A 25,390-nucleotide genomic window follows, 5' to 3' on the forward strand; every position below is an offset into this window, starting at 1 on the left:
TCAGAAACATCAAAACCACCGACTGCTAAAGCCAGTAGAATTTGGTTGGCAATATTATGATTTGAGAAAAAATCTGTCTACCTACTAGGTAAAAGCTGATTACTGATTACTGATTACTGATTACTGATTACTGATTACTGATTACTGATTACTGATAGCTGAATACTTACACCAAATCTTCCAACAAAGCAGTAATTTTCCCCTGGGCTTTAGTGCGGTTATCATCATAAATCATTAAAGTATTCAGATTGGCATGGCGGCTCAACTTCTGCACACTCCTAACATCTCCACCACTAGCATCCAAAGCCGCCGTCACCGATGAATGTCTAATTTTATGGGGGCTGACAACTTTAGAAATCCCCGCCACACTAGCAATCTTCACCACAATTTTGCGAATACCATCCCCCGTCAGCCGATGTCCGTAGTGAGGTCGCAAAGAAATAAACAACGGTTGCTTGATATCTAATTCCTTCCTTGTCCACAACCAATCTTGCAAAGCATCGCAAGTTTTAGGATGCAAATCAACATTTTCCTTCTGAGTTCCCTTACCCTTACCCAAAATACTCAAAGTCCGTAATTCTAGATCCAAATCCTCAATATTACAGTGAGAAACTTCCTCCCGTCGCAGAGCATTAGCCCACAATAACCGCAGCAGTGCATAATCCCGTTTACCTTTAATAGTTTCCCGGTCTGGTATCGACAGCATTTTTCTAAAAGCTTCAGGAGTAATACCCGAAGTATCTCGGTAAGGTTGAATTTTCTCACTCTTGATATCAGCTAACGTCCAATCACACTTACCCACCTTATAAGCATAGTTAACTAACGCCTTAATTGCAGCCAAGCGGCGGTTAACAGTAGCTTCCTTCAAACCCAAATCAACCAACTCTGCCTTGTAGCGCAAAACCAGCGTTACAGCCGAGTACCTATCCATTTGCAGAAATTGTCCCACCAAAGCGGGAGTTGGTTGTTGACCGCACACAGACAGGAAAAATTTATTTAAATCTTTAGCGTATTCATGACGGGTATTTTTATTACGCTTGCCCACCAACAATTCTGCCAACAAATCGCGTTCAGCGGTAATGGCAAAGGGGTTTACCTTAGCGAGTGAATTTGACTCATCAGGCGGCAGCATATAATTATCGAAAACATCTCTTTTCGATAATTACTTTAGCATTGATCTGCCTGACCTACCAGCCAGTTTCCCCTTGATAGCCACCGAGGTATGTGCAGAATGGGACACGTTGTAAAGATATGTTAAGCAGATGTTTGAAACCATTGATTTTACGTTGTTTCAATATGGGGTAAAGACAAGATGTGACCAAAAACCTGCAAGATGATTTGAGAAGGCTTGATTTTACGTTGTAAATAACGGCTTTTTTGACTCGAAAGTAACATCAAAACCAGACAGGGCAGGCGTTTCCAGACCATCTTGCAGAAAATTACTCAAATCTCGGCTTCATACCGAAAAGGAGTAACCCACAATTGCTGTCAACTGTTAAGCAGCTTTTATAATTCTCATGTCAAGAGCGGGCATCTTCCCGCTAGGTTTATACAAATTAAATGCACAACAGCTTCAACTTAGTACAGCAGAAAAATTTACGTTGGCAAAATACAAGCAAAGAAATTTACCATTTCCGTTACAATATTCGATATCAAGCACAGATATCATGACTATCAAGAAAACCCCGCCCAGCGAGATGATCCGCGTGCCAACTGTACTAATTTCTGTAGTACGGCAACTATCAAAAATCCACCGCAAAGGACACACAACGGCGTTACTGGAAGCGTTACAGGAAGTGATAGCACAGTTTGATAGCAGTGTGGAATTACCAGTTACCGAGTTACAGCAGGTGGAGGAGAAGCTAGAATCACTCTCTACTCACCTTTGTAAACAAGATGAACTGCTGGCCAGTAAATTGGAAACTTTAGCTAGGCACTTGGAGAAAATAGAGCGATCGCTTGCTTCTGGCAGATACAGTGGTGGTAACTCTAGACAACGGCGTTCAGCGTATCCATACCAATATCAGCAACCAGTAGAAATCAATTCTTTTGCACCGGAGAACTTAGCCATGCGGTTAGGGGTGACAAAACAGAGTTTGATAAATGAATGGGAAACCAAAAGCGAAAAGGAATTTATTAGCTGGTCTAGGAATCGTGACCCTAGCAGTTTAGGATGGAAATTTCAGGTTAGTGATGGGTTGTTTTATCCGGTGAAGCAATAGTAAATAATATTAATTTAATAAGTCTCATCAAACGCCAAGGCTTTCAGAACTAGAAATTTTACGTGACCGTGTTTTGTCTGAACTGAAGTTGGGTAACCAAACATCTGGGTATAAAACTGCTCATAAGGCTCTCAATCGTTTCATTGCTGAACTAACCAGCTAGTATCCTGCTTTTCCGAATTCGCCAACAGTGTCTTTGCTATATCTATATCTATCTACGCCAGCTTTGCAGAACGTAGCCAAGGAATGCACGAATCTCTTCGGGAAGCCACCATCAACTCAACCTAAATCCGCCGTTTTTTTGTTAAGCAATATTTCGCCAACGGTATCCGGTAATCAGGTGACTGGGGAATACTGTGGGAGTGGAGAATGGGTAAGGCGATCGCCTTAAATCTGTAGGACTTGCAAAGGCAGGAATATTAAACGGGAGCAGCGCGATTTTGTGAGGTGCTTAAATTTCGGGTGCTAAATCACCTATTTAGGGGTGCGATAGCGAAGCGCTGCTGCAAGCAGATCGCGGCAGAAAATGTGTTTTTATTGAGAATTAGGCAATTTAATTGAGAATTAAAACCCGATCTAACAAAATCGCATCGCTCCCTATTAAATATTAAACTATACGGTTTAGTTTCTCATAGTAAATACTTATCTCCTCCAACTTAAGTTGAAATTAACTTATCAAAGTTGCCTTGTATAAGTTAAGTAAAGTAAGCAAACTAGAATTGTGAAGTAATTTCATTTATAGATAAATCCCAATGCTGAATAAACATTTTGCAATTACTCTTTTCGGGAATGAATGTCTTCATTTGAATAGTTAAGTTTAGGGTGAGGCTAAAAAACGGTAAATCAAGGTTTTTGACAATTAGCTTTACAAAATTTTACAACCTGTCCAATTTTGCAGGTATCTGATACTGTTGGCGAAAGTGTTACAACTAAGAGTTGCAACCACAAATTGAAGGCTTGAGCTTATGTAATCTTTTGAAATACAAAAATGTATTGCTTTTGCCAACGGTATCGTATCGGTATCTCGGTGGCTATCCTAAAAGATGAACTTAAAATAATGATTGAAGTCTTATCGTTTCTGACAGATAATAGCTCAAAAGCATCATTATTTGTAATCGCTATTAGTCGATTATTTTTATTTACCTTCAAGCTATTTTGGTATTTGCGAAAAGGCAGAAATCTACCTTTGCCTAAAACACTGCGTTCAGTGGAGGCTATGGAAAATTATATAACAGAATATAATCGATTAAATAAAGGTGCTTCTGTTCTTATTGAAATGAGTTATATGCGCTCTAAACTTGTGAATATACGTGGTTTTTACATACAAGATAGACTTATTGGAGGATATATGATAAAAGCAGGAACGGAACGAATTATTGCATCTGTTTCTGCTGAAGGACGGTTATTATTAGAAGAAAGAGTTCCCCAGAAAAAATGTGCCGAGCTTGTGTGTTTATGGCTAGATTATAAAAATATAGAAGAAAAGAGATTATTAAAGTCATGGATATTTTTATGCAGTTCCCTTGATGCACTTGTTTTTTCAACGCGTTACAATATTTCCTCCTTAATTATTGGCACTTATCATCCCCCACTTCAGAGGGAATGGAGTTGTAGGTATTCATGCCTTTACTCAGGTTCTAATTCTGTAAATGGCGCGTTATATCAAGTGTATAAGATATGCCACATCGATATCTTCCCTAGTCTTTATTGGTCACTAGGTTTTTTAAATTCTAATAAAAGAGAAGAAAGAAAATGAAATTTACTGCATCTTTGTGTGAAGAAATTAAGAATAACTGGTTAACAACCTTGCCTAAAATGCTATTTTGGGAGGCAATAACAAAAGAGAAAATTGATCGTTATGCCTATATTTGCTATCTGCTAACAACTCGAAGTTATACAATGCGAAGCGCATTAATTCAATGCAGCACTATTTCTCATTTTCAATTTCATCACCGAAATCTTGTGCGCCCTTTTTTAAGACATGCTTATGAAGAAGAATCTCATTATATACTTGCTGAAAATGATCTCCTAAAACTGGGATTAAATCGGGAAACCATTGAGAAGTTTCCTGTACTTCCTGCGACAGAGGGATATATTGGTTTCATATTTAACCGTATTCAAAATGTTAGTCCTTATTGTTACTTTGGATATCTATTACAACTAGAGTTTATGACAATTAATATTGGCTCAACTGCACTAGAAAAAATCAGAAAATCTCTCCCTAATATGGAGCTAGGAGAACAATTTCTAGAGGTGCATATTAAGGAAGATTTAGAGCATGTTGATGATTTAACCACTCTTATTGAGCAGACAGTTAGGCAGGAAGATAAACGAATGAAGGAAGATATTCGTTACACTGCTTTAACGGCGAATAGCCTATGGATACTAATGATGGAAAATGCTTATCAGTTTAGCCAAACACAAGAGTTTCGTCAGCTTATTAGAACAACCTGAACCTGTTATTCGATGCCAATAATATTCCGCAATTACATCATGAAGTTAGAAATTAATCGTATTAATGCAAATCAGTTATCTTATGAAGATTTTGTCCATCAATACCTTAAACCTGAACAGCCATTAGTCATAACCTATTCTGATATTCAAAAATTAAAACAACTTACTCCTTTTTATATTCGCTCTAGGTTTGAAAAAGAAACCCATCGTAACATCGGTTGGTTTGACTCTGAACTTTCGCCTGTTATTGAAGATAAATTTATCTTTACCCCTGATATCGTTCAGAAAACGTTGGCAAGGTCAGATATTTCATTACGCCCTAAACCAGTACGAGTTTGGCTACAACTCGGTGGGCATAAGACATTTCAGCATTATGATGGAAATAGTATACATGGCTTTAATTTGCAAATTCTAGGGAAAAAGCATTGGGTCATCACCTCTCCTAATACTCCCTTACCAACGGTGCCATTTTCTTTTTTGGGCTTGGTAAAACGTGATTTCAAAGTCACTCCCGATAACTATGACTTTTACAGTTTTACTACTCAGCCGGGAGATTTATTGTTTTTACCTCGTTATTGGTTCCATGAAGTACACTGTTTATCTCAAACAAACATCAATATAAATTGGGTATGGACTCCTTCCTATCCTGATATAAGTTCAAAAATAGGAAAGCGAGAAGCTGAGCTACTTAAAATACGGACTATCTTGCCAATACTCAACTATGTATCGAGAGGAAAATACAATGATTATGGGGGCGCAGGAAAAAAAATTATTAAGCGTTATATACGTGATATTAGTTTATTTGAATGCCTATTCCGTTTGATGGAAGAATTTTATCGTATTCCTCATATGTTATGGCTAATTCAAGATATCTGGCACGGTGTTAGAGAATTTAGTGAAGGTAATTTTCGTAAGTGACGGATGAACGGTATCATGCCCATGTTTGAGACGATGAATGTCGATATAGCTCTCTAACAAATCTATTTGTGACCACTTGAGCGCAACTAACTCAGCACTGCGAAATCCATGCCGGAACATCAGTAAAATCATTGCTGGTCTTGAATGTAGCATTCCTACTAATGATAAGGTTCGCGATCGGGTTGGTTTTTACGAGCGTTTTGCCCAAATGTTAGGTGTCAGTATTGGTGAAAACGTTTATTGCGATCGCATGGCACATTACTAGGTTATTGGCAAGCAAAGGAATTTCTGAATAGACCTCTCCGGAAATTAGGTTTTCAGCTAGACAGGTTAAGGGTTTCAGATTCTTTGTCGGAAATGTCTAATACGGAGTGGGCAATTAAACAAGGTATAAAATCATGAATTTTCTCTCTGCAAAGAAACAGTCATCAATGGCTATAGTGGGAGCATTGATGATAACTCTAGGAGTAGAACAAAGTGCTGCTGCTGCTACATTTAACCCTGCTCCTCAGTTTGATAGTGCAGTCAGTTACTCTACTATGATTCCTAGAAGTGACGGTGGTATAGATTCGGCTGATATTTACTACCCAGTCTTGTCCAGTACAGATCCTCAACAACCACTGCCCATTGCTTTATTCTTACAAGGTGCGCTTGTTGATAAGTCAGACTACTCAACCTTTGCTAACACTGTAGCTCGTTATGGGTTTGTAGTAGTAGTTCCTAATCACATCAGAACAGCAGTTAACCCAATGGGTTCAATTACAGGGCTTCTCGCTGAACAACAGCAAGTTAATGATGTTCTCTCCTACATCAAAAATGAGAAGTCTACACTTTCATCACCTATTGCTAATTCATTAGATCCCAGTACCCTAGTTTTGCTAGGACACTCATTTGGAGGAGCAGTAGGGATAGCTGCAATCCAGGGAAACTGTGTTCCCATCTTATGTACTGGAACTTTTAATCGCCCCCAAGAATTGAAAGGGGGAGCATTTTATGGAACTAACTTCTTGATTGGCCGAGGCAGTGGAGGACTATTGATTGATAATGATAACATCCCTATAGCTTTAGTGCAGGGTAATCGAGATGGTGTGGCAACAACCTTAAATGCTGAACTCACTTATGATGCCATTCAAGATCCTTCCAAGGCTTTTATCAGTATTCCTGGTGCTAACCACTATGGCATTACCAATGAAGACAATCTTATCCGTGATCCTATCAGACCAACATTAGAGCAAGATGTGGCTATTGAAACCATTGCTCGTTGGAGTGCGCTGTTTCTGCGTGGAACTGTACTCAACGACAAAGGAGCATTTGATTATGTCTTCAATACAGGTGATGCTTTGGATCAAAATGTCAGTGTGGAGAGCGTTGCCAAGCCTATACCGGAATACACTTCTGTAGTTAGTTTGCTGGGATTAGGATTAATGGGTGCTAGTTCACTGCTAACACATCAGCAGAAATTATTCAAGAAATAGGTTTTGAGCCGGAATGTAACCTAAAAACCTAAAAACTGCAATATGACAGGAACAGTTTTGATTCCACATTCTTAGGCTTTTAGTAAGTAAGTTTTCGTACTTTATCAAAGGTACATATTGAAACTGATTTGACAAAATTAAGGTGTGCATTACGGCAAATTCTCAATTATACTAAATCCGGTTCTCATACACCCCTAAAAAATACTAGATTTTAACCCATGATGATAATGTTTCGTATTTATTATAAGTGGGTTTTGGCTACCGGATTTGGTATTACTCAAATTCAATTGACTTAAGCCGAAATACACCCTACTCTACTCACTTTCAAAAAACAAGAAAACACCAAGAAGCCCCAAAAAGGTAGTATTATATATCGGTTGGTCGGGAGCATTTAAACCCTGACTTGAGTATCTTGACCAGTTACGGAGAACTCGGTCGTGCGTCCGGTTAAAATTTAAACTTCTCCCTGGGTTCCGAAATAAATCAGCGATCGCCTGCTCAATAAGCCTAAAACGTACAGCTTCAGGTATGGCTACAGCAAAGCGTCCTAATGCAGTTGCTACGCTTTGAAGATTGCGATTCGGGTCATTATCAACTAGATTTCTGAAACTTTGTTGAAGGTCAGATATACTGAAAGTACCCCGTGTAAGGTCTCCATCAAACAAACTATTATAATTCTCATCCCGGTCTAATGGACGTGGATTGATTGCGCTAGCTTCACTAACACTTGTGACAGTAGCACCCCTCAAGTAATAATAAGTTCCCGATACCTGCTCAGGGTTAAAATTACGAATATAGCCTTGCAGATATAAATTATCACGCCTAACTACGAATCCAATATTGCTACCTTCAAATGGAACTGCAACGATAAAGTAGTCTGTGTCAGGCCGATTGAATGGTCTGCGTATTGTTACGCCATCTAAACTAGGGTGAGCAACCTCCTCAGTTTGATTCAATCGAATTAAATTGATCGCTTCTGTAAATTGTTCTGCACTGTCAAGTAAGTTTACTCGAATTATCTTGTTTTGACTGGGGTCTGGATTGTTTTGAGCTATTAAGTAAAACAACGATGGATCGAGAGAAGTTTCTGGTTGCGTCCGTTCTTCTCTAGCCGAAACTGGTGAAGCAAGTGTAGTCAAAGGTGAGGCAATTACAGTCGAAGAAATAGCAATAATTGCTCCTAAGCGTAGTGCTAATTTTTGTTGGAAAAGCTGTTTTGAAATTAGTTTCATTGTTACACCTTTGGGGAAATTTTAATGACGAAGAATTAATTTTAAATTTGAAATTTTAGATTTTGGATAAAGACTATGACGTTCTTGATTTTATGCCTGGAAACAATCGCGATCATCTCAATCCAACCTAAAATTTTGCTGCTCTCATTTTGATGAGAATTTCTTATTCTAATTCTTGGAGAATACGCAATTGTTCTCTCTGATCTGTAGTTAGAAACCTTATAGCCCCTGGTAGACGAGGTATCAAGTTATTGCCAAATTCATCAACGTTAATATCAGGAACATCGGTTGTACCTGCGGAAGTTTGGGGAACGCAGCAATATCGAGAATCCCTGTACCGTAAAAGCCCAGAATCATTGTCAATACTCTCCAGTGTCAGCCGAGAAATTCTGTCGTTTCCGGCTTCATCCTTGCAGATAGCATATAAAACACCTCTGACAACTCTGGCTTGCGAACAGCTTTCTAAAAATGTACTGCGATAAGCATCTTGTGCATTACTGAACTCTAATCTACCGTTAATATTATTGATTCCATCTAAATCGATTTCGGCTCTTGTAGTGCTTCCAGTAGTAGTTTGACAATCTGCGAATAGCGCCGCACCCGTATTACCTCCTTTACGTACCGCCTCATTTGTACAACTATTAAAATATGTACTGCTAGCTTCAGCTGATTTGATGAAAGCCGAGATTGGTAAGGTAGTAGCCAATAAAATCCAACCAAATTTGATAGTTAATCTCATAGTCTAGATCCTAGAGTTGCTGGATGTCCTAGTTTGCCTAATTTTCTCTACTGACACAAGGCAACTTTGGCATGATACAAAGCAAATTTAGCAAGTTGGGGTAATGAATGGCATTATGTTGTTGTTGATGCCTGATGAAAGACGCTTTTATGAACAATCAGAAGTTGACACTTTCTCAGCTATCGGAATTTCGCTAGGCACAAAGTTGAGCTAATTTTCTAAGCTTGAGAGAAGGGCAATCGCATTTTTGATGATGGGATGATGTGGGCGATTGCTTTTTTACGAAACCATTAAGTTGAAATTAACTTACTAAAGTTGCCTTGTGTAATTCAGGGAAAGTACGGAAACTGTAAGTACCTAATAAGGATAAAAGTAGCAAATATGAACAATAATACATTAGCTCAATTGAACTTGAGCGCACTAAACGAACTTAGTGATGAAGTTGTTGCTAATTATATCGGTGGCGAAGCTTATGAATCACTGGGAGAACCAGATATTACTTTATACGAAGGTACAAATTACAGTGGAAGAGGTAAAGGTTTCAATGCAAGTATAGGTGCTGCACCTTACAACCTTGTTAGTAAAAACAAATATATGTCACATCATCCTCGTTATTGTACTCGTAAACTTCCAGAGCAATCTAACCTAGTTTCTTTTACATTAGAAGATATTTTCTCTCCTCTCGACGGTGGAATTGTTACTGATGTTACAATCACCTTAGATTATATTAATGATCTTAAACCAAACAAATTCAAAGATGTCATAGCTATTGCTAACTTCACTAAAGACTTCTTACTAAATTATCCCATCCCTAGTGGTTTATATGAAGTTTTAAATAGGGATCTAACTCAACAGTTACTAGCCGATCCCAAATTAAAACTTTCCCCTGTTTTAGAATCATTAAGTATTAATTTGGATGTATCACCAAAGATTATTCCTTTTGAATTTAACACTACAAATACTCGTACACCCAGTGGGGATATTAACGATATTGTATCGTTTGAGTTAGAAGACATTCTCCTTCCTGTAAGAGGTAGTAGTGTTACTGATGTTAAGGTCAGCTTTGATTTTATTGATGGAATTGAGTCAAGTGAATTCAGAGATGTCATTCCCATTGCTACTTATATCGAGAATTTCCTAACTAATTATTCAAATCCTGATGATTCTTTTGAAGTTATAAACAGTAATCTAGCTGATGCACTTTTAGATGATTACGATCAAGAACTTTCTTCTGTTCTAGATTCTTTAATTGTAAATTTAGATGTCGAACCTGGAACTATTCCTTTTGAATTTAACACCATTACTACTCGTACTAGCAATAGTGAAGCTCAGGATATTGTTTCACTAAAGCTAGAAAATATCCAGCTGCAAGTTGAGAATAGTGAGGTTGCTGATGTCACTATTAATTTAGATTATACTAATGGACTTGACCCTGCGCTATTCGCGGATGTTATAGCTATTGCTAATAACGTCAAAGATTACCTAACTAATTATCCAAATAACCCCAATGATTTTTTGGAAGTCATTAATCGTAATCTCACCGAAAAACTATTTAGTAGCTCAAGTTTAGAACTTGGCTCTTTGTTGGACTCTTTAAGTGTTGAACTGGATGTATCTCCTAAAATTATTCCTTTTGAGTTTAACAGCACAACTACTCGCACTGCCAGTGGTCAAGTTAATGATATTGTTTCGTTTCAATTAGAAGATATTTTACTTCCAATTGATGGGACCAGTATTACTGATGTTGCTGTCAGCTTAGATTATATTGATGGAATTAATAATAGTGGTTTTAAGGATGTTACACTTATTGCTAATAAAATCACTGATTTTCTGACGAATTATTCAGAGCCTAATAGCTCTTTTGAAAGAGTAAACGGCAATCTAACCAATTCATTATTTGGAGATTGCAGCTTAGGACTTTCTTCTGTGCTAAATTCTTTGACTATTACCTTAGATGTATCGCCTGGAACTATTCCTTTCCCTTTTAATAGCACAGTTACCGCTACACCGAGCAATATAATAGATATTTCGTGTCAGCAATATGGCATCTGTTAATTCAAAGGTAGCATCTCTCGCTCTGCTTAAATGCTGTCGGCAGTATATTACGGGTAAATATTTCGCGCATTACAGTGTATTTAGTGCGAAATCCTACTTTATCAGTTTATTAGCACATTCTTATAGTCATGAAAAAAGTGAGAGCATATTATTTAACAGTTTTACTAACGATGTTAGCACTTCCTGATCGTGCTGTTGCAGTTGCCCCACCAATTTCACAACAAGTACAGCAAGTAGCACAGTGGTTTACAGGGTTATTTGATAATACAAAACAGGTAGACAGCAACCCAGCGACTCCTGCGATTACGATGTCTAACTGTAGCGTAGAGTTAACAGACAATAGGTTATTTGCTAATGCACAGAATATTTATTTAGAACAAAAAAGTGATGCTTTTGAACGTATTAGGTTCTATTCTTTTAGTGAAGGAACTTCTGGAGTAAATCTGAGTATTCGTAGTTTTGTTGATAATACCCCGCTTAGGAGTTTATGTAATCAGCCAAAACAACAGCGAATTATTGATACTAGCAATATAGGTAATTTAAGTTGTGACCTTTCGTTAATTTGGGATAATAATCGCTACATAGGCAACAATAGCCCAAATGGATGTGTAATAAGTTTTGGCGGTAAGGTCGTTTCTAGTGTGGTGTTTTTTGAAAATGGTGTTGATTCATTGGATCAGATTTTTAGTGCCAATGACGTTTTGTTGGTCAGTACACCAATTGAGTTTCGTCGGACTACATCTATTCCTGAACCATCTTTTATCTTGGGAATTATAGCTCTTGGTGTTTGGGGAAGTGCTTCGCTTGTTTCAAAGCAAGCAAATTATAAATATTTTTTAAGTACAAATAAAAAATAGCGGGCGGAGTCCTTGGCGCAACTGAAAGGGTAAAAGTAGCGAGCGATTTCAGAAAGCACTTGGTAACATTGCTGTTGATGGTGTGTTTGGTTCTGAAACTCTAACCAGACTGAAATCTTACCAAGCTAAAAAAGGTCTGATAGTTGATGGTATCGCTGGACGTGAAACCTTTTCAAATTTGGCATTGTCCAGCTTGTCAAAAAATTTAAAAGAGCAAGATTTAGAAATTGAAATAGGGCTGGGTGAGCCAGAGCAATATGGTAAGTTACAGTTGATTAATGATACCCCCTACATGGCGATTGTTCTTCTTTATGAGTCTGGCAACAAGTATTCTTCTAAATACGCACATATTCCGGCTTGTTCCAAGAGAACACTTCTTAACACCTACAGTAGTTCGTGGGAAATTAGCTATAACGACAGTAGAAAGTTTTCTCTTGGTGATAAAGCCGATAAGAAGAATGATGTGTTTGAAGTTAAGCTATCTCAGCTAAAGGAAGAGGATACACAACTTTGTGAGTACGATAATTTAGCAGCTTCGAAATTAAAAGCAGTTAATGTTTCTTTAAATCCCATAAACGAGATATTGATGTTTCCACGTAAATTAGATATTGATACAGTTTTTAAACGTGATTTTAATAAGTTAATAGGTAATTTTGAAGGACAATTTGAAGAATTAGGAGAAAAAGCACTCAAAAAATCTAAGGATGTATTAAAAACGTTGAAAGAAGAAATCTTAAAATTCAGGTCATATTTGTCTGGAGAAGATATAAAACTTTTATATACTACAAGCGAAGATATTGTTCAAAGAACAGATGCATTTGTAGCTCGTTATATAGCAAAAGATGGTGCTATAAATAACGAAAATAAATTTTTGTATATAGAAGCAGCAATTGAATTAAGAAAGATCGTAGAGGCGGGTGAATTAGATTTAGATAGTTCTGATGTGCTAAAAAAAATAAGAAATGTTTTAGCAGAACTGCAAGAAAAATGCCCCGAAATTCAAATTGATGTAGAACTAAGCGATAAGTTGATTATGAGTATGATAGACTATTTTAAAACGAATAAAAATATTTCTTATAAACTAATTTCTCTTTTACCTAAAGATAGTCCAAATCAATCTTCATCGATTTTAAAAAATGCTAAATCTCTGAGGTCAATGTCAAGTTGGTGCCAATGGTTAAAAAGTCAGCATCCAATTTTGTTTTATACTAGAAATCAATCTCAGACAATCCCTAAAAAGTGCATTTAATTGCGATCGCATGATTGATTTAGAATTTTTCTCAGATATGCGTAAACTTAATTACATTCAAATTAAGTCAATTGCTCTGGATTCTAGTTCCAGAAATTTACAGTCTTGTCATCACCAGTAAAGGCGATCGCATCCAATACTTTACTATGAGCGATCGCACTTCTGCTGACAGTATTAAGGCAGGAGATCGCCCCCTTACCATCTATTTCAAAGAAGTGATCGCCCTCTCCCCAACTCTCCCAAAACCCTACCCCAAACTCTCCACCGCCCCCAAACTCAATAAAGCCGATCGCTGTGCTGCTGTTAAACCACTCACTCCCCTGATATTCATTCCTTCATAAAGGCGATCAACCTTCAGAGTTTTCATATACTCAAAAGTTTCCATATCCCAAAACTTAATTCCCCCATCTTGACTAGCATGAACCAAGATACTACCAAAAGAATTAAAGGAAATAGAACATACTCCACTACTATAAGTATCCAACACCTTTAAACAAGTAAAATCACTGATATCCCATAGGCGAATTGTTTGATCAGAACTCGCCAATGCCAAAATACAACCATCTGGACTAAAACAGACTGACCAGACGGTAGAAGTATGTCCTGGCAATACTTTTACGCAAGTAAAGTTACTGGTGTCCCATAATCTAATTAAGCCATCAATACTACCACTAGCCAGCATTTTACCATCTGGACTAAAACTCACTGACCAGACTGCATCAGTGTTACCAGACAAAGTTGCTATACATTTACCTTCAACCACATCCCACACTTTAACCAAGCAGTCCTGACTAGCTGTAGCTAAAGTTTTGCCATCTGGACTAAAGCTAACTGACCAGATTTCACCCGTGTGACCTGTTAATGTTTTTATACATTTATGGTTGTGAATATCCCAAAACTTCACGCTCTTGTCCCTACTAGCACTAACCAAGGTTTGACTATCTGGACTAAAGCTAACTGATGTTACTCCACTGCTATGACCATATAAGGTTGTAATACAATCACCAGAAATCACATCCCACAGTTTAATGCTTTTGTCATCACTGCCACTCGCTAAAATCGAACCATTTGGACTAAAGCTAACTGACCATACCCAATCTGTGTGACCTGGTAAAGTTTTAGTAGAAGACCCAGACTCAACATCCCATAGCTGAACTAAACCATCACAACTACTAGTCGCCAACAGACAATTATCAGGGTGAAAACTGACAAAATGCGCCCCACTGGAATGACCCTGTAAAGTTCTCACGCACACGCCTTTACTTACATCCCAAAAACGCAACCGAGAATCCCTACTAACACTAAATAAAATTTGATCATCTGGACTAAAAACAACTGAGTATACTTCACTGGTATGTCCTTGTAAAATTTTCAAGCACGTACCTTGCTGCACATTCCATAACCTGATACTGGTGTCATTACTACTTGTAGCAATAGTTTGACCATCTGAACTAAAGCAAACTGACCACACCCAATTTTTATGACCGTGAAATGTTCTGATGCACACACCTTCACTCACATCCCATAACCGAACAGAGCAGTCACTACTCCCACTGGCGAGAGTTTTACCATCTGGACTGAAACGAACCGAACATATTTTACCATCATGACCTGACAGAATTTTTATACAGATACCTTTACTGATATCCCACAAACGAATATCGCAGTCATCACTACCACTGGCGAGGATAGAACCATCTCGATTAAACCTGACTGAACATACCGCACTAATATGACCATGCAGTATTTTGAGACATTTACCTAAATAGATATCCCACGAGCGAATTGAATTGTCTTGACTACCACTTGCTAAAGTTTGTCCATCGGGACTAAAGCTGACAGACCATACTATTCCTGTGTGTTCATCGAAAATTTTCAGGCATTTTCCTGTTTGTATATCCCACAATTTGATTAATCCGTCATGACCACCACTTGCTAAAGTTTGTCCATTTGGACTAAAGGCAACTGTCCAAATAATCCCTTCATGCCCCTTAAATGTCAACAAGTTTTTTCCATCTGCGATTTGCCATAAATGAATTTGCCCATCCATATCACCTGTAGCTAATAGTTTTCCATCTGGACTCAAGGCCAGTGAATAAATACTCTTTAAGCTTTTGGCAAATACAGATTTATCAAAAGCAGTATTTTGGAAATTCACTCCTACTAAATTTACACCTTGTAAGTCCGCTTGCCTAATTGCTAAATCAGAAAAGTCATATCCTTGTAAATTGATATTTATATATGCCAACAAATTAATAATGTTACCTACGGCATAGCCTGTAAATAATTCATTTTGATGTCGTTGCTGTTCGATGATAGTTTGTAATTTTGCTGCTAGTTTATTTTTATTACCTAATTCTGTTAATAGTTGCTCAATTACTGGTTGAATAATTAATTGCTGTTGGGTTTGTCGGATGTAGTCTTTGGCTGTAGCTTTGATGAGGGCATGAAGACGGAATAAACGTAAATTATCTGATGTTTCTGCTATTAATTCTTGAAAAATATTTTCTACAAATCGCTGTGTCGTATATTCCGTGATTACTGGTTGCAGAAAGAAGCTATCGCCACTTTTCTCTATCAATGATTTTTGTAGTAAAGAGTTAACTACTGATGGTAATTGACGTTTAGAATTTGATGTAATTATATCCTCTGTCAATTCTTTTAAAGATACTGGTTCACGATTAATTGCTAACCAGTACATTACTTCTTCTTCTACCAGTGTTAACCGTTGGAATTGACATTCTAGTAAATCGTTGATGTCATCAAAAATTATTGTTCCCTGTTCCATATATTCTAATACAGGGGTAATATTACCATTGAAAATTTCTTGAGTTCCCGCAGCTACCATTTTTAACGCTAGGGGATTACCACCATAATGTTTAATGAGTAATTGCCATTCTGTTTCTGTACCTGTAAATTGTCCTTTGTGCTGAAATATTTTTTGTCCTTCTTGGGTATTTAATCCTGGTAAAAGTAGTGTTTTTACCCTGGCTTTATCCCCTTCTAAGGGAATTAATTCTTTGAGTTTTACTCTGGAAGTTAAGAGGATACAACTTTGATGGGGTGTTGCTGACAATCGCTTGAATAGCTGACTGTAATTCTCATATCCTGGACGATATTGTCCTGTTTGACCACCGTCAGATAAAATGGTTTCTAAATTGTCTAATATGATTAAACAACGATGGTTTATTAAACATTCCATTAACTTGGTTAATTTGCCATCAAAGCTATCAGGTATGACGATTTCTTCTCGAAATACCCATAGTAAAAACTGCAATATACTATTTAAAATTTCTTCTGCTGGTGGTGCATTTTGCAGACTTCGCCACACTACTACTTCAAATTCTGCTTGAATTTTTAAACCTACTTTGGCGGCTAAGGTGCTTTTACCAATACCACCAATTCCCAAAATTGATATTAAACGACTTTTTTCTTCTAATATCCATTCTCGTATTTTGACTAATTCCTGAGAACGTCCAAAAAATATGGATACATCTGGTGCTTCTCCCCAATCATATTGAGGGTTTGTGTGTCTGATTTCTAATTCATCAGGGGGTTGAGGTCTAGTATAGTCATCTTGACATAGTTCTAATTTAAAGGCGGCAAAGGCAGATTGTAAAGAACTTTTATCTACCGGTTCTAAACGTCCAATAATTCTAGATATGGTGTGTAATGCTAATTGTGTGCGATCGCTCAGTTCTTCTAATGAAAAGCTATCTCCAGCATTTTCGTCAAACTCGGCTTGAGTTTTTGCAGCTTGGAATTTATCCCAACCTTTGAGGGTAAGAATTACACCTCTTCTGCGTTTGTTTGCTTGCTGTTTCATCAGATTTACTTTCAACGGAGTAGATGCCTCATAATTACAGCCGTTTTCATGTATTTAGACCACACTCTAGATTAATTTCTTTCTTCCTTTGGTCTTTTGTACCTTTACGCAAAACCTGAATCAAGATGTGGTTCATTTACCTAAAAATAGCTGTAAACGATACTGAAGCATTTTAACGATTTATTCAAAATTTTGCTATTTGCCCTCAAATAACAATACCTTAGTAAATTTACGAGGGTAAGATGATGATGCTTTAACCATTCGCTGTCTGGGTAGACCGAGTGAGTGGCACAAGCAGTTGTCAAAAATGCCTTAGAACCAAGTTGGGAAGCCCGCTTTGAATCAAATTCCTATTTGATACAAAAAATCCCCTTCTACACCAGGGGACTGTGATTACCAATTTTTTCGCAAATATAGTTCAATCGTACTATATAAAAATAATATTGACAATGGGTGTGACTACTAATGGAGGTTTTCAATATTCTTGGTTTCCCCTTCAACACTGGCAGTTAACAGGCGAACTGACAAGTCAGCACTTGCGCTATCGCTTACCGTAGGCGATGATCGCCCAAGAACAGCCATCAAAACTTTCCTCTAAGAAAATCCCGACATATCAAACAGTGACAACTGACCAGGAGAAACGTTACCCTTACCTCCTCTATGGTATCCTAGATGACATCCAGAACAGAGGCAAATTAGGTTCTCAACCCTGTTATCGGCAGGATTCATATTGTGGTGATGAACTTGTAGGTTATAGGCACGGGGTTTAATATTTTCAGGTGGTTTCTCTCCAGGACGTAAGCAAACACGCCCGCATTTTTGACAACGCCAATCAGCTTTTTCTTTGATATCTCTAGCTAATTTTTTCCAGTGTTTTGGGTATCCCATGATAGTTGAACCTGGACAATTATGCACTTAAAGATTTTAACAGGTAGTTTTTATACTACCATCAACTATGGCACTGTCTTCCACTAAGAGCCGGTAAATTATCGCAATATAATTGCATCCTCATATCATTCAGGATTTGACAACAAAGTTGAAGCAACAGAAATATGATATTGTCGTTTTGTTTCTGTAACTTGAACATCCATAATAAAATATTTAATATCAGAGAAATACTTATATTTTCTGGCAATTAGTTCGTCAATCAATTTTTTAACTTCCTGTTGAGTTTCTGTATCTTGCTTTGATAACTCTTTCTCCAAAAAAGTATCAATTTCAGATGTAGGCATGACCGCCGCATTCCAAGCGATAGCAGCTAAACCGAATAATGATTTACGTTGCTTTAAGGTGTATACAGGATCTATATAGGGAGAAACGAACTCTTGCAGAATTTTTGACATTTTTGGAGCGTCTTTTGGTTCTACTATCATATTTTCAGCTAATTCTCCAAATCCCGCCTCCTGTATATTTTCTTTAATTTTATTGAGACGTTGCTGTTTTTTAGAAGAAAATTGTTCTTCTTGCATTAAATCCTTGAAATCCCTAGACTTTCTTGCCATAGTTACACCCTTTTTGTATTTCTAAAATTTTTATTCAAATAAGATAAAGGTTTCAATTTCCGTATGAACAATCAATTATCACTCAAATTAATGACTTCATTACCAAGTAATTTAGGTACACCAGCCAATAATTCTAACTTTTGTAAGTTTACAGTAAACCAAGGCTGACCTAAACCTAAAGAAGCAAAAGGACTGTGTTGGGGAATTTCTAAATTAGATTTTAATAAGCTAATTTGAGACTTAAAATTATTTTGAAAATATAGCAACTCAGAACCTAAACCGCCGAAAGCATTACCTCTAAATTCTTGTTGCCACCATGTAGATAAGCTCAACCAGTCTTTTTTATAAGACAATTGGTATAACTCCCGTTGATTTTGTTTAACACTAAGCTTACCATGATTATCCCAACTAAATTCAGCCATTTCTTTGGGTAATCCCCAAATTTCCCTACCTCCAGCCACAGAATCTTCATTATCTACATAAATATGGGAAATCCAAGCACCAATATATCCTTGATAGCGTACAAAAGCCGGAACTACAATCAATTCATTATATTCCAACAAAGAACCAGCTTCATAGGAAGATACATAAGTTCCCGCCAGAGTTTTACCGGGTAAAAGGGAAACAATCTCTAATTCGGAGGGAACAAAAGGAATAGCTTGCTTGATATCAACTAAGTGCAAGGTTTGAATCGCATAGCCTTCAAGTTTCCAAGGAGCAGTTGGATATGTCATCTTTCTGGAAAATGCTTACGTCTTTTATTTTAATCTCTGATGCCACTTCATCTCTATTTCTCAGGTATCATATCATGATATGTTAAATACTTATTATCATTAAGAAACTGCATGAAGGCAAGATGCAGAGGGAAAAAGAATTTTTGGATTTCTGCACAAACAATTTATATCGCAAGTGCTGAAGGGGGACATAATATCACTCCCAAAATTAATTGCTTCAAAAAGGCTTACCTCTGACCGAAAAAATTTTAGATTTTAGATTTTGGATTTTAGATTAAAATCAAAGTCTAAAAATCTAAAAACAAGGTTTTTAGCCTCTCCATAAATGGGGAAAAAATACAAATGTTCTTCGCATTCAAGGGGAGCATCCCAATTTTTCAAAATCACAACACTGACCCAAAAAACCTTTACACTTTCTTATCCTTCGCGTTCTTTGTGTCCTTAGTGGTTCGTTTCTCTCAAGCCTTGGGTAATCGGATAAAAATCAACTTACACATTTGGGATGCTCCCCTTAAATATTTGATACTAAAAGGAGTGTAGTTTTGAATTAACCAAACAGCTAACGCTGCATTGAGTGGATCAATGAATGGAATTAACGAAGCAACTATGCTACAAACACTTCCTAATTTCCTAACCACAAATTCTTTTCCATTTCAATTTACTCAACAGCAGCAAAAAGCCTTAGATAAAATGTGGACTTTTGTACAACCAACTGTTACTGCTGCTTTATTTCTGTTAGTAGGATTTGCCGGAACAGGAAAATCAACAATAGTTTTTCAACTTGTAAAAGTGCTGGTAGCTACAGGTAAAAAAGTTGTGTTAACTGCACCCACAAATAAAGCAGTAGGTGTACTACGACGGATGGCGGCAGAAAATGGAGTAACTAACGTAGAATTCTTTACAATTCACCAATTACTAGGATTAGGAATGGTGACTAGAGGTAAAGAGAAAATACTTGAACAGACTGGACCATCCTACATCAATTTATTTGATGTTGTCTTTATTGATGAATGTTCCATGATTGGCAAACAACTGTGGCACTGGATTGAAAATGTTGCTAATCAATCATCACCCTGGACACAAATCAAAATTATTCTCATGGGTGATCCTGCACAATTAAATCCAGTTAATGAAAGAAAATCTCTCAGTTTTCAAGTAGCAAATAAAGCAGTATTAACTCAAGTTGTCCGCCAAGGAATTGATAGTCCTTTATTAGAGTTTGTTACTGCTGCTCGCTATGCAGTTACTCAAAGTAAACAACCATTTAATCCCTTTGCTAAATATTTACCTGATAAAAGTAATGGTTCGCTCATGGTAAAACGTCAAACTTTGCTGCGGTATGCGTGCAAAAAGATGTCTAAAGAGTTTGTGCATAATCCAGATTGTTTCCGTATTTTATCATGGACGAATGCCCAAGTTGACTTTTATAATCAACAAATTCGTACATATTTGTATGGGAAGAATGCCAACAGATTTATTTCTGGAGAAAGATTGATTACTAGAGATCCGGTGATAGCGCCTGATGGTAAAACTGCCATTCTTTCTACATCTACAGAATTTAATGTTGTAGATGTGTTGGCAGAACGTTATAACAATTATGATGCTTGGAGATTGAAAGTAGAAACAGATGAAGGAATTGTACGTCAAATCTACGTTTTACATGAAGATGAAGAGAAACGATTTAAACAAGAAACGCAACGTTTCTTGAGAAGTGCCAAACGCAATCCTTTTCTGTGGAAGCAATACTATAAACATTTAGAGCAGTTTGCTAATATCAGAAATTGCTTTGCATTAACTGTTCATAATAGTCAAGGTAGCACTTTCTTAGAAGCAGGTATTGATGGACAAGATTTAAGTAAGCGATTGAATCCAGAACGGGGAGATGATAATAAATCAATTCTAGCTAAAATTAAGGAGTTTAATCGCTTGTATTATGTTGCTAGTTCACGAGCTAGACAGCGTATTTTGGTAATTCGGTAATCTATAAACGGCTAAGAATCATCAACTAAAATATAGCATTGTACCTCACGCTTCTTGGGAACGGCTATAACCACATTTTGTAATGGGAGAGGAGCGCAATAAAGGTATTGCTTCTCTCCATTAAGTTACAGTTAAATGATGTCCCAATTTTGAAAAAATAAACGAAGCAACACTAAAAAATCTCTTAACTTTGTGTACTTTGCGTCCTTTGCGGTTCAATCATATCAAGACCTTGGAGCATTTTAAGTAACTAGATAAAAATAAATTTACACATTAGGAATGCTCCCAACTTTGTTGGTGTAATTCCTGATTATCTATGGATTTTCAACATTTGATTTCCACCTTTTTGAAATTCATAACCAACGGGTTGTATTTCGATGTTTAACTGTTGACTAGAAAAGAGATTAAACACTGCATCAAGATAAGGTGATGGTTCACAATCAAGTTTCAACAAGGGAAAAATTCTCACTTCTTTTGCGATTCTCAAGAGTTCATAAATAGATGCAATGTGAAAATCTAGAGATAGTTGTTCGGAATAAAGAAAGAGTAAATGAGAACAAACGCATAATTCAAATTGATTATCACCAAATTCTAATTTGGGTAAAGATTGTGATAAATAACGTCCTGCTTTTCTCCCAGTTTCATAGTCCAATAAAAATTTCTCCATTGCTGCAAGACGAGCGTCACCAAGTTGTTGTGCATTATGAAAATTATTCCAAACATAGCGGGCTGCATTTTGTTTTACCTGGGATATAATTGGTTCATAAGTTTCTTGAACTCGTTGTCTAATTTGGTCTTCAGAAAACTCATAAATGGGGTCAATAGAAATAACTGAATATCCCAGTTCTGTCATTTCAGCGTTGAAGCTGGCTGGACCATCACCACAACCCAGAATTTTCTTGTTTAGGTCTGTGTCCGATAAATTAAACATTAGCTTATACTCTTGTAATGTTCTACCCCAAGGTACAACTTCTTTTAATTTCATAATTTTTCAGATTTAGTTTTGTTTAGGATTTTACGCTAGTCTACTATAATAATTTTACCCTACCCGTGAGAAAAACCTGAGATAACAATCATTATTTTATAAATATTTGAATTTGGTTAAAATTTAACTGAATATTTAGGATTACTATAATTAGAATGTTGATTATATTTATAGATTAAATGATTGCTTGAAAAATTGATTTATAGATTCACAAATTTTGTTTCTGCTACCGCAGTCTTCTAGTAATGATGCAATCAGAGATAAAGGATCATGACTCAAACAGCGCAAAAACAAAAGGTAAAGACTGCAAAGCAGACAAAACAAACAAGTGCTGCTACTACTGAAACAGAAAAGGCAAAACAAACAAATACTGTGACTCCTCAAATAGAAAAGACAAAAACTAAAAATGCTGCTACTACTGAAATAGAAGATGGAGTATCAACAAATATCACAGAAATACCTGTGCGTAAAAAGAAAAAAACTACCTCTCTTAATTCTGACACTTCAGATAAAACAACTCAAAAGCAAAGGAATAATATCTCTTCTGACACTTTAGATGAAATAACTCAAAAGCAGAGTAGTAATATTGGCTCTGATAATTTAGAGGAAACAATTACAAAGAGAAGGAATAATATCAATTCTGATACTTCAGGTAAAACAACTCAAAAGCAGAATAATAATATCAATTTTGATACTTCAGAGGAAACAATTGCACAGCAAAAGAGTAATATCAATTCTAATGCTTCAGGTGAAATAATTCAAAAGCAGAAGACCAAGAAAAAATCTCCCAAAGAGGAATCAAATCCTCAACCAATCATAGAATCAGGAATGGAAGTGATTTGTGAACAAACTAAGTTTTACAATGCGCTGTTTTTAGTCCATTGCGCTACACCAGCTAAACCTAGTCATCCTATTCTTGCTAATGTCCTAATTATTGCAGATGTTGAAACACAACAAATACATCTCACTGTCACAGATTTAGCATTAACAATTCAAGCGAGTTTTGCAGCGCAGGTGTTATTAAAGGGGGAAATTACTGTACCAGTGCAAATGTTATTTGAAATAGTCAAACATTGTCCTCATGGGAATATTTCTCTAAATAGTCAAACTCAAATAACACAGCTGACAGAAGAGGAGCAGTCAACAAAGATATATTCTCTTGGTATATCTGATACCGATGGTAAATATGAAATTAAAGGTATCGCTGCTGAAGAGTTTCCACCTACTAATATCATTGATACAACTCCTGTTTCTCTGCCAACAATAGTTTTCAAAGATGGTTTAAAAAGTGTACTTTATGCAGTTAGCACTGATGAAAATAAATATATTGTCACTGGAGTTCATGTCCAACTTACACAGGAGAAATTAAAGTTGATAGGTACTGATGGACATCGAGTTGCTATTACTGAAGTTTCAACTCAAGGAATTGGTAGAAAACCACGTCAACAAGTTACATCTGACGAGATGATTAAATTTACTCTGCCTGGTCGTGTGGTAAGAGAAATAGCACGAAATTTAGGTGATGATGTAGAATCAATAAATATGCTGTATGATGCCCAAAGTAATCGTTTGGGTTTGGCTTGGCAAGATGTCATTCTTAGCTGTCAATTTCTGGAAGGAATTTATCCTGATTGTGAACAATTGTTAGCTCAATTTAGTTTTGAAAAAGAGGTAATTTTAGAAAAAGCACCGTTGGTTAAAGCACTGGAACGGTTAGCTGTATTAACGGATAAGAAAGCACAAGGAATTTATTTGCAGTTTGATGGCAGTTTGCAGCAATTACGGTTATCTATTGAACGGGAATTTGGTAAAGGGGATTTGGTGATTGTTGCTAATTTACCATCAGAAATGATGTTGAATATTCAGTTTAATCTCAAGTATTTGATAGAAGCTGCTAAAGCTATTCCTAGTACGAGTATCAAAATGCACTTACAGCAATCAGATCATCCGGCTATGTTAGTTCCTCATGGAGATAGACCAAATCCAGAGGTGGAAATGTCTATGCGTCATTTCTTGCTACCATTGTATACTCCGAATAATTAAGGCTAACAGCTGAATGCTTACAATTCTACGCCTAAGACTCGTAAAATTTCTTTAACGGGCGCTTTCTGTTGTTCTAACTGCTCAACTCGATGTATTAACCGCTTAGGGATGTACTTAGAAGATTTTACTAAGCGATCGCCCTGAGTCCAAAACTCAAAATGATAATAAGCCTGTGGGTAATCTTTGCCATTTTTGCTGATCGTGCGCCAGTGGATGTTACCGCTACCTTCTCCTTTATGCCGTCGCATTTTACTAGGGCTGTTATTACTAGGGGAGAAGTCAGAATTACTAGGGCTTGATGGGATATCCCCTAGTAAATTGCTAGGGCTTTGATTACTAGGGGTGACAGAAATGCCTAAAAGAAGTAGAATTTCTTGGACTGGACGTTTAGCAGCCTCAGCTTCTTGAATATCCCCCAGTAATTTTTTAGGTATGTATCTGGTCTTTTTCTGACCGTTTTCTTTCCAATGATAATAAGCCTGTTGGTAATCTTTACCATTTTTGGTGATTGTGCGCCAATAAATAAACCCATTGCCATCGCCCTTTCGTCGTCGCTTTTTACTAGGGCTGTTACTAGGGGATATCTGTGACTGTTCCCTATTTTTACTAGGGTTATTTTTCATATACCCTAGTAAAACGCCATAACCAGTGCATATTCAGGGGTTTGGCGATTCCCCCTGGCACTCTTTCAAAGGTGATCACATTGGTGAACAGCGATCGCTCTGGTTGATGAGCAATGACACAGGTGATAAAATTAACAGGTAAAAAGCTAATCATCCTCCTTAACTTTCTGCACTTCATCAAACAAATCCTCAATAGTGCAATCTAATGTTTTGCAAAGTTTGGCCAGTTTCACGAAGGTTTCTATCCCTCCTCGCTCTCGCTCCCAGTTACGCACAGTAGAAGGATCAACACCCACTAAATCAGCTAATTGGCGTTGAGTTAGTTTTTTTTGTTTTCGCAGTTGCGCGACTTTTGAGATGTAAATTTTTTGCATGAATTAATTGATATTATTAGTATATCAGGAAATTATTAACGCTAAATAGTTAGCACCACAAAGCAGGAGACAAGAAGCAGCCATAAACACCTTACTATCATGTTAGGAGCAAGAAGGACTGT

The 25,390-nt window shown here is 36.9% G+C and carries 23 protein-coding genes; 11 read left to right on the forward strand and 12 right to left on the reverse strand.

Annotated elements, in window-relative coordinates; translation table 11 throughout:
* Positions 1-166 precede the first annotated feature (166 nt).
* Positions 167-1,132, reverse strand: a complete 966-nt coding sequence (locus H6G06_RS17105; RefSeq protein ID WP_190562240.1) for a tyrosine-type recombinase/integrase — start codon at positions 1,130-1,132, stop codon at positions 167-169.
* Between the two features lie 535 nt (positions 1,133-1,667).
* On the opposite strand from H6G06_RS17105, the gene H6G06_RS17110 reads away from it, so the two are divergent.
* The 4 genes from H6G06_RS17110 (at position 1,668) to H6G06_RS17125 (ending at position 5,594) form a co-directional block, all read left to right on the forward strand.
* A complete protein-coding gene (locus tag H6G06_RS17110) occupies positions 1,668-2,222 on the forward strand; it encodes a hypothetical protein (protein ID WP_190562242.1) in 555 nt (184 codons plus the stop codon).
* A gap of 1,057 nt (positions 2,223-3,279) precedes the next feature.
* The gene (locus H6G06_RS17115; protein ID WP_190562244.1) at positions 3,280-3,978 is read left to right on the forward strand and encodes a hypothetical protein; all 699 of its coding nucleotides are present in this window, start codon (positions 3,280-3,282) and stop codon (positions 3,976-3,978) included.
* Positions 3,975-4,676: an iron-containing redox enzyme family protein gene (locus H6G06_RS17120; protein WP_190562246.1), complete on the forward strand. Its 702-nt coding sequence runs from the start codon at positions 3,975-3,977 to the stop codon at positions 4,674-4,676. Before H6G06_RS17115 ends, H6G06_RS17120 begins: the two co-directional genes overlap by 4 nt.
* A gap of 39 nt (positions 4,677-4,715) precedes the next feature.
* Entirely contained in the window at positions 4,716-5,594 is an 879-nt protein-coding gene (locus tag H6G06_RS17125) for a cupin-like domain-containing protein (protein ID WP_190562248.1), read from the forward strand.
* Here H6G06_RS17125 and H6G06_RS17130 read toward each other — a convergent pair.
* The gene (locus tag H6G06_RS17130; RefSeq protein WP_190562250.1) at positions 5,535-5,747 is read right to left on the reverse strand and encodes a tyrosine-type recombinase/integrase; all 213 of its coding nucleotides are present in this window, start codon (positions 5,745-5,747) and stop codon (positions 5,535-5,537) included. The two genes, H6G06_RS17125 and H6G06_RS17130, sit on opposite strands and share 60 nt — an antisense overlap.
* Here H6G06_RS17130 and H6G06_RS27475 point away from each other — a divergent pair.
* Positions 5,671-5,859: a glycoside hydrolase family 19 protein gene (locus tag H6G06_RS27475; protein WP_242039736.1), complete on the forward strand. Its 189-nt coding sequence runs from the start codon at positions 5,671-5,673 to the stop codon at positions 5,857-5,859. The two genes, H6G06_RS17130 and H6G06_RS27475, sit on opposite strands and share 77 nt — an antisense overlap.
* Positions 5,860-5,992: 133 nt before the next feature.
* Positions 5,993-7,069: an alpha/beta hydrolase family protein gene (locus tag H6G06_RS17140; protein ID WP_242039737.1), complete on the forward strand. Its 1,077-nt coding sequence runs from the start codon at positions 5,993-5,995 to the stop codon at positions 7,067-7,069.
* 314 nt (positions 7,070-7,383) lie between these two features.
* Here H6G06_RS17140 and H6G06_RS17145 read toward each other — a convergent pair whose 3' ends face one another.
* On the reverse strand, positions 7,384-8,301 hold the full coding sequence (locus H6G06_RS17145; RefSeq protein ID WP_190562252.1) for a ribosome-inactivating family protein: 918 nt from the start codon (positions 8,299-8,301) through the stop codon (positions 7,384-7,386).
* 163 nt (positions 8,302-8,464) lie between these two features.
* On the reverse strand, positions 8,465-9,040 hold the full coding sequence (locus H6G06_RS17150; RefSeq protein WP_190562254.1) for a CVNH domain-containing protein: 576 nt from the start codon (positions 9,038-9,040) through the stop codon (positions 8,465-8,467).
* A 381-nt stretch (positions 9,041-9,421) separates the two neighbouring features.
* Here H6G06_RS17150 and H6G06_RS17155 point away from each other — a divergent pair, with 381 nt between their 5' ends.
* The 3 genes from H6G06_RS17155 (at position 9,422) to H6G06_RS17165 (ending at position 13,201) form a co-directional block, all read left to right on the forward strand.
* Entirely contained in the window at positions 9,422-11,095 is a 1,674-nt protein-coding gene (locus H6G06_RS17155; RefSeq protein ID WP_190562256.1) for a hypothetical protein, read from the forward strand.
* Between the two features lie 128 nt (positions 11,096-11,223).
* The gene (locus H6G06_RS17160) at positions 11,224-11,952 is read left to right on the forward strand and encodes a chromophore lyase CpcT/CpeT (protein WP_190562258.1); all 729 of its coding nucleotides are present in this window, start codon (positions 11,224-11,226) and stop codon (positions 11,950-11,952) included.
* A gap of 67 nt (positions 11,953-12,019) precedes the next feature.
* Positions 12,020-13,201 (forward strand): peptidoglycan-binding domain-containing protein, encoded by a 1,182-nt coding sequence (locus tag H6G06_RS17165; protein ID WP_338422949.1) that lies wholly within the window; start codon positions 12,020-12,022, stop codon positions 13,199-13,201.
* Between the two features lie 247 nt (positions 13,202-13,448).
* Here H6G06_RS17165 and H6G06_RS17170 read toward each other — a convergent pair whose 3' ends face one another.
* The 4 genes from H6G06_RS17170 to H6G06_RS17185 all read right to left on the reverse strand — a co-directional run bounded on the left by H6G06_RS17170 (position 13,449) and on the right by H6G06_RS17185 (position 19,263).
* Positions 13,449-17,027, reverse strand: a complete 3,579-nt coding sequence (locus H6G06_RS17170; protein ID WP_190562262.1) for a WD40 domain-containing protein — start codon at positions 17,025-17,027, stop codon at positions 13,449-13,451.
* A gap of 594 nt (positions 17,028-17,621) precedes the next feature.
* A complete protein-coding gene (locus H6G06_RS17175) occupies positions 17,622-17,915 on the reverse strand; it encodes an HNH endonuclease (protein WP_190562264.1) in 294 nt (97 codons plus the stop codon).
* Between the two features lie 125 nt (positions 17,916-18,040).
* Positions 18,041-18,496, reverse strand: a complete 456-nt coding sequence (locus H6G06_RS17180; protein WP_190562266.1) for a hypothetical protein — start codon at positions 18,494-18,496, stop codon at positions 18,041-18,043.
* Between the two features lie 104 nt (positions 18,497-18,600).
* Positions 18,601-19,263, reverse strand: a complete 663-nt coding sequence (locus tag H6G06_RS17185) for an acetoacetate decarboxylase family protein (protein ID WP_190562268.1) — start codon at positions 19,261-19,263, stop codon at positions 18,601-18,603.
* A gap of 582 nt (positions 19,264-19,845) precedes the next feature.
* On the opposite strand from H6G06_RS17185, the gene H6G06_RS17190 reads away from it, so the two are divergent.
* Complete coding sequence (locus H6G06_RS17190) at positions 19,846-21,243, forward strand: ATP-dependent DNA helicase (protein ID WP_199306761.1); 1,398 nt, start codon at positions 19,846-19,848, stop codon at positions 21,241-21,243.
* Positions 21,244-21,553: 310 nt separating this feature from the next.
* Here H6G06_RS17190 and H6G06_RS17195 read toward each other — a convergent pair whose 3' ends face one another.
* Complete coding sequence (locus tag H6G06_RS17195; RefSeq protein WP_190562269.1) at positions 21,554-22,228, reverse strand: SAM-dependent methyltransferase; 675 nt, start codon at positions 22,226-22,228, stop codon at positions 21,554-21,556.
* 270 nt (positions 22,229-22,498) lie between these two features.
* On the opposite strand from H6G06_RS17195, the gene dnaN reads away from it, so the two are divergent.
* Positions 22,499-24,271 (forward strand): DNA polymerase III subunit beta, encoded by a 1,773-nt coding sequence (gene dnaN, locus H6G06_RS17200; RefSeq protein WP_242039738.1) that lies wholly within the window; start codon positions 22,499-22,501, stop codon positions 24,269-24,271.
* Between the two features lie 17 nt (positions 24,272-24,288).
* Here dnaN and H6G06_RS17205 read toward each other — a convergent pair whose 3' ends face one another.
* The 3 genes from H6G06_RS17205 to H6G06_RS17215 are packed head-to-tail and all read right to left on the reverse strand — an operon-like array spanning position 24,289 to position 25,268.
* A complete protein-coding gene (locus H6G06_RS17205) occupies positions 24,289-24,894 on the reverse strand; it encodes a hypothetical protein (protein ID WP_190562271.1) in 606 nt (201 codons plus the stop codon).
* A complete protein-coding gene (locus H6G06_RS17210; protein WP_190562273.1) occupies positions 24,884-25,048 on the reverse strand; it encodes a hypothetical protein in 165 nt (54 codons plus the stop codon). Before H6G06_RS17210 ends, H6G06_RS17205 begins: the two co-directional genes overlap by 11 nt.
* Complete coding sequence (locus H6G06_RS17215; protein WP_190562275.1) at positions 25,041-25,268, reverse strand: helix-turn-helix transcriptional regulator; 228 nt, start codon at positions 25,266-25,268, stop codon at positions 25,041-25,043. Before H6G06_RS17215 ends, H6G06_RS17210 begins: the two co-directional genes overlap by 8 nt.
* Positions 25,269-25,390: the final 122 nt, after the last annotated feature.

The organism is Anabaena sphaerica FACHB-251, from assembly GCF_014696825.1.
GTDB lineage: Bacteria > Cyanobacteriota > Cyanobacteriia > Cyanobacteriales > Nostocaceae > RDYJ01.

What these genes read in the sequence shown, in the direction of transcription:
- H6G06_RS17105 (WP_190562240.1), bottom strand. Translation starts at nt 1,132, where the DNA reads ATGCTGCCGCCTGATGAGTCAAATTCACTCGCTAAGGTAAACCCCTTT.
- H6G06_RS17110 (WP_190562242.1), top strand. Translation starts at nt 1,668, where the DNA reads ATGACTATCAAGAAAACCCCGCCCAGCGAGATGATCCGCGTGCCAACT.
- H6G06_RS17115 (WP_190562244.1), top strand. Translation starts at nt 3,280, where the DNA reads ATGATTGAAGTCTTATCGTTTCTGACAGATAATAGCTCAAAAGCATCA.
- H6G06_RS17120 (WP_190562246.1), top strand. Translation starts at nt 3,975, where the DNA reads ATGAAATTTACTGCATCTTTGTGTGAAGAAATTAAGAATAACTGGTTA.
- H6G06_RS17125 (WP_190562248.1), top strand. Translation starts at nt 4,716, where the DNA reads ATGAAGTTAGAAATTAATCGTATTAATGCAAATCAGTTATCTTATGAA.
- H6G06_RS17130 (WP_190562250.1), bottom strand. Translation starts at nt 5,747, where the DNA reads ATGCTACATTCAAGACCAGCAATGATTTTACTGATGTTCCGGCATGGA.
- H6G06_RS17140 (WP_242039737.1), top strand. Translation starts at nt 5,993, where the DNA reads ATGAATTTTCTCTCTGCAAAGAAACAGTCATCAATGGCTATAGTGGGA.
- H6G06_RS17145 (WP_190562252.1), bottom strand. Translation starts at nt 8,301, where the DNA reads ATGAAACTAATTTCAAAACAGCTTTTCCAACAAAAATTAGCACTACGC.
- H6G06_RS17150 (WP_190562254.1), bottom strand. Translation starts at nt 9,040, where the DNA reads ATGAGATTAACTATCAAATTTGGTTGGATTTTATTGGCTACTACCTTA.
- H6G06_RS17155 (WP_190562256.1), top strand. Translation starts at nt 9,422, where the DNA reads ATGAACAATAATACATTAGCTCAATTGAACTTGAGCGCACTAAACGAA.
- H6G06_RS17160 (WP_190562258.1), top strand. Translation starts at nt 11,224, where the DNA reads ATGAAAAAAGTGAGAGCATATTATTTAACAGTTTTACTAACGATGTTA.
- H6G06_RS17170 (WP_190562262.1), bottom strand. Translation starts at nt 17,027, where the DNA reads ATGAAACAGCAAGCAAACAAACGCAGAAGAGGTGTAATTCTTACCCTC.
- H6G06_RS17175 (WP_190562264.1), bottom strand. Translation starts at nt 17,915, where the DNA reads ATGGGATACCCAAAACACTGGAAAAAATTAGCTAGAGATATCAAAGAA.
- H6G06_RS17180 (WP_190562266.1), bottom strand. Translation starts at nt 18,496, where the DNA reads ATGCAAGAAGAACAATTTTCTTCTAAAAAACAGCAACGTCTCAATAAA.
- H6G06_RS17185 (WP_190562268.1), bottom strand. Translation starts at nt 19,263, where the DNA reads ATGACATATCCAACTGCTCCTTGGAAACTTGAAGGCTATGCGATTCAA.
- H6G06_RS17190 (WP_199306761.1), top strand. Translation starts at nt 19,846, where the DNA reads ATGAATGGAATTAACGAAGCAACTATGCTACAAACACTTCCTAATTTC.
- H6G06_RS17195 (WP_190562269.1), bottom strand. Translation starts at nt 22,228, where the DNA reads ATGAAATTAAAAGAAGTTGTACCTTGGGGTAGAACATTACAAGAGTAT.
- dnaN (WP_242039738.1), top strand. Translation starts at nt 22,499, where the DNA reads ATGACTCAAACAGCGCAAAAACAAAAGGTAAAGACTGCAAAGCAGACA.
- H6G06_RS17205 (WP_190562271.1), bottom strand. Translation starts at nt 24,894, where the DNA reads ATGAAAAATAACCCTAGTAAAAATAGGGAACAGTCACAGATATCCCCT.
- H6G06_RS17210 (WP_190562273.1), bottom strand. Translation starts at nt 25,048, where the DNA reads ATGATTAGCTTTTTACCTGTTAATTTTATCACCTGTGTCATTGCTCAT.
- H6G06_RS17215 (WP_190562275.1), bottom strand. Translation starts at nt 25,268, where the DNA reads ATGCAAAAAATTTACATCTCAAAAGTCGCGCAACTGCGAAAACAAAAA.